The organism is Stomatobaculum sp. (assembly GCF_057248925.1).
In genome coordinates, this window is the sequence record NZ_DBHIHF010000043.1 from 1 (window position 1) to 4,704 (window position 4,704).

Sequence of the window (4,704 nt, forward strand, 5' to 3'; positions counted from 1 at the left end):
CGCCACCGCCGCCGCCGCTGTGGCTACCGCCACCGCCACCGCCGCCCGGGGTCGGGGTCGGGGTCGGGGTCGGAGACGGAGTGATACCCGCGATTCTGGCAAGAATCGCGTCAATCAGAGCCTTCAGATTTGCGTGCTCTGTGACCAGTTCAGCCGTGGTCGGTCTCGGGAGACGGTTTGCAAGCGCATTTGCCTGTGTCACCGCATTGGTCAGATCGGAGAGTTCGGTCGGTGTGAGCTGCGAAACAATGCTCGGATTCGTCATCACGCCGTTGCCTCTGTTGATCTCGCTGATCAGGTTGTTTCTCGCATTCTGCCAAGCCGTGTCGTCCGCCGGGATGTACATCGCATAGACAGTCATGTCGCGCGTCACCGGATCGGTGTCTGCGAATGTCGCTGCGGTCGCATTGTTCTGCTTCCGGAACTGATCAAACTCATACTCAATGCCGGTCGTCGGATCTGTGTAGTTCGCAGCGAGGGCACCGCGCATGGTGGTATAGTCCGCGTGGCTCGCAATATCACCGCCGTGCGGGACACGGAAGGTGTAGGTTGTGCCGCGCTTCGAGTCAATCACGGTCACCGTGTGTGCCTTCTTATAGCTCAGCACAAGATAGTCGCCGTTCTTCGCCTCAAAGCTGAAGTTGCCGTCAAAGCCCGCCGCGCTTAAGTCTGCCGGATTCATCGGGACATCCACATAGGAGACATTGCCCGCGCCATCCACGGTGCGCTTCCAGAGGCTGTAATCGGTGTTGTTCTTCAGGCTCTCATCGAGACGCGCCATGACACGCACCGTCGCGTTGCTGTTCGACGCCGGGACAGTCTTATTGACGCCGTCCACATCGCGAGCCAAACCGACCTGCAGGCTCCACGGTGTCTTGAGATCGTTGTCGCCTGTCTGCGTCTTCAGCTCGTTTGCATTCGCCGCCGAGACAGCCCCACGGTTCAGCTTCACGATATAGGTGAGCTTACTCACACTTGCATTTGCAAGCGCTGCAAGGTCATCAGGGTTGTTCGTGAGCTCTGTGAGCAGCTGTGCGTTGTTTGCCGGGTCAGGCGCAAAGCGTCCGTCCTTCGGCGTGTAGTCGAGGTCTGCCTTCGGCTGTGCCGGAAGCAGCGGCTGGTTGTTGAAGCTTGCGGAAATCGTCACAGAACCTGCCGGCATCGTGATACGCGGTGATGATACCGTCTGTACCGTTGACATATTGAGACTGCCGAGCAGCACATTCCAACGGTTGAAAGTCGTCGCACCTGCCGGGACGGTCACGTCAAGCTTGATCTTATCGCCCGCCTGGAAGGTAACATTCGTATCATCCGCGCCGATCGGAAGCAACTGCTCCACGCCGCTGATGGTTCTCTTGTGCTCAATCACCTTGCCGCCGTTCAGAAGACGCAGCGTGTAGGTGTCCGGCGTTGCCGCCGGGTTGCCCGTCACCGGGATCACCGTTCCCTGTGCCGACTGATTCTGCGGGGTCTGGCTGCCGCCGACCGGTCTTGCGACCACCGTGTAAGTCGTGTTCGGGTCGAGGTTGTCAAAGACAATCGCTGCGCCCGGCGTACTCGGGGTGACCCAGCCGGAAGCCGGTACCACATTGCCGCTCGCGTCAAGCAGCGAGTACTCGGTGTTCGGCGCGGTCGGGCTTACCGTAATGGTCTGCTGACCCGGATTTGCGGCGTCCGTGCCGGTCGAAGCATTCGGTCCGACTGCCGGAACCGTCGCCGTGGTCGGCTGACTGCGGTTTAGCGCCGGGACACTTGTGATCGGCGTACCTGCCGCCGGATTCTCACTGCTCGAGAGCTCATAGACCTGGTACTGTGCATTGACCGGAAGACCGGTGAACGCGCCTGTCTGAAGTGTAGCGCCCGGAAGTGTCGCAATCACATTGCCGCTCATGTCGGTGATGGCATAGTTTCTGAGTGCGTTTGCACTGCTCACATTGACCGAACCTGTGCCGTTGTTTGCGACTGTGCCGCTTGCGTTCGGCATTGCGAGCAGGCCGTCGTCCGTGAAGCCGATTCGCAGGAAGCTGACATTGTAGGTCTCACTGCCGCCGATTTGTGTTGTCGGACCAGGCTGCAAGCCAACACTGCTGGTCCACGGCGTTGCATAGTAACCGCTGTCCGGCGTCGCCGTCGGCACGTTCAAATCTGCCCAAGTGGTCTGATTCCAAGTACCGGAAGCATCTCGCGTGTATTTCGGAACCGTCAAAGTTGTAAAGCCGCTCAGATGACCGTTTGCACTGCTCGTAAAGTTAAGCGTATACCACTCCGCCGGATTCTTCACGAACTTCGGATAAATCTTGAGAGTTCTCATGGCCGGCGGTGTACCGGTACCTGCCGGAACCACGAACTTATGATCCGCTGTCGGAATGGTTGAAGTACCGGTCGCTGCGTCGTAAATCTTAGTCTCAACGCCGTCCATCTCGACATACCAACCCTCGAGCATATAGTTTCGCTCGGGGTCTGCACTGACAGCAAGTCCGCCGCCCGTTGCCTCACCGATCAGCTTATCCCAAGTGTAGGAGCCGACACGGATGGAGCGCGGTGCCGTATTACCGGTGATATTGCCGTTTGCGCTTGTCTGGTAGCTCACGCGCGCCCAGGCTGTCGCATCACTGGTATTTTCGACATAAGTAATTTCGATCTTCGCACCCTGGTTATCACTGCCCGCCTGTAATGTAAATTTTAAGTTAGGATCTGACGCCGTCGGCACAGTCGGTGCTGTTGCGCCACCGTTGGTACCCGGATTCATGTTCGGCGGATACGTATAGCCTGCCAGTACGGGAACCGCTACCGTCTGTTCGCCTGTCGTACCGACTGCACGCAATTCATTGATGTCGGCAATCGTAGGTCTGCCATCCTGACCGTCCAACGGATTGCCGTGGTTGTCGCGATACTTAACTTGTACGCGAAGCTGATAAGCCGGGTCACGCGTATACGTATAACGAATCTTGACATTCTGGTTCGGCATCTTGCCATTCAGCACACCATCTGAGTCAAAATTAAAGCGATTCTTTCCGGCTAAAGTGGTCGTGCCGTAGACACAAGCATTTGCGTCATCATTCTGGCCCTGCAGAATCGTGTAGCTATTGTAAACAAAACCTGCAATTGTAGGCGGTGTCAAATTGCTAATACTTTCTTCCGCCTTCTTTAAATCAGAGTCTGTCTGCTTAATGGTCGCACCACTTGCATCCACATATTCTCTCGTAAAAGAGAATTTCTGATTGTCATCCGGCTTGTACAGATAGCGGATTGTCAAATCATCGTTCGGCATCGTACCGCTGACTGTCTTATCCGAATCAACCGTTACTGTGGCCGCGCCCGTACCGCTTCCACTGCTCTCACCGTACTTGACATTCTTGTAGTTCTTGAGAATGACCTCTTTCACGGTATAACCGGGAACAGCTGCTGCGGAAAGCGGAACTTCCGTGATCGTATCACCTACCGACTTAGGTGACGGGTTTACCCAAGGTTGTCCACCCGGATTAAACGCAATATGGTCTGCTGTATAGAAGCTGGCGCTAGCACTCGCCGGTAATTCTGTGTTGGAATCATCCAGCATACGATAGTGCATGACGGTAAGTGTCTTTGTCTGCACAGTGCCGTCAGACTTCCACTTTGCCCTGTAGGTAATATTTCCACTGCCGGAAGGCATAACAAGCGGTAAGTAAGAAATCGGCTCTGTCAAAGAATACGCATCATTGTACCAACCGTCAAACGTCCAACCACTCCAGCTCGGCACATTAGCAGCACCCCAAGGCAATACCGGTCGTGCGTGCGTATCTGTTGCGGCCACTGTACTGCCGGATGTATCCACCAACGGAACCCCTGCAAACCCAGGTGCATTCTTCAGGAAATCGCCTTCATTCACAGTGATTGTATCGGTCGTATAGTGATTCGGACCGTCCGTAACTTTGGGGCCGTCTCCTGTATCAAAAATAATGGTGCGGGACGCCGCATAAACCGGCAGCGCCGGGGCTGCCATGGAAAATACCATGACAGCCGCCATCGCCGCGGCGATCCGAGACTTAATCTTCTGTCTCAATCTCATCTCATTCCTCCTCAGTGAATCCACGCGCCATTCGCGTCAACGCGGTAGCCGTCCGGCGTCGTCTCGTTCTGGTACATGGAACCCATGGGACGCACGACCGAGTTGGACTTGTAGAACCATCTCTCATTCACCGCATCGTACTCGTAGGTGTTTGCGGAGGTGGTCGGTGCGAAGTAGTACCACTTGCCGTTGATCTCCGTCCAGCCGGTGTGCATGACGCCGGTTTGCGGATCCAGGTAGTACCAGTGCTTATCCGCCTCGTCGTAGTGCCAGCCGAGCTTCATCTTGCCGAGCCAGCCGTCGTGCTCTGTATTGCAGTAGTACCAGTCGAGCTTCTCGTCGCGGAACCAGCCGAAGTCCATAATGCCGTGCGAGTTGAAGTGATACCAGCCGTTCTTGTTGACATCGCCGTTTGCGTAGTCAAGCTTTGCCCAGCGGCTCACAAGGCGGATACCGCCGTTCAGCGTGAAGATCCACTCGCTGTGCTCGGGGTTAATGAGCTGCCAGTTGCCGTTCGTGCCGACCGTGTAGCCCTGCTCGTAGTCCGCGACAAAGGCTTCCTTGCCGATGAAGCTCGGGCCGCCTGCGGTACTGCCGAAGCTGGTGCCGCCGCCGCCACCGCTGCTGCCGCGACTGCTTCCGCCGCCGCTGCCGCC

General features: G+C 56.6%; 1 protein-coding gene and 1 pseudogene. Both read right to left on the reverse strand.

The genetic code is table 11. The features are described 5' to 3' along the window. A partial coding sequence (locus tag ACO4XG_RS10835) for a hypothetical protein (protein ID WP_308508572.1) occupies positions 1-4,048 on the reverse strand: 4,048 nt, incomplete at its 3' end. An 11-nt stretch (positions 4,049-4,059) separates the two neighbouring features. Further along, positions 4,060-4,704, reverse strand: a pseudogene (locus ACO4XG_RS10840) (hypothetical protein); the annotation flags it as partial.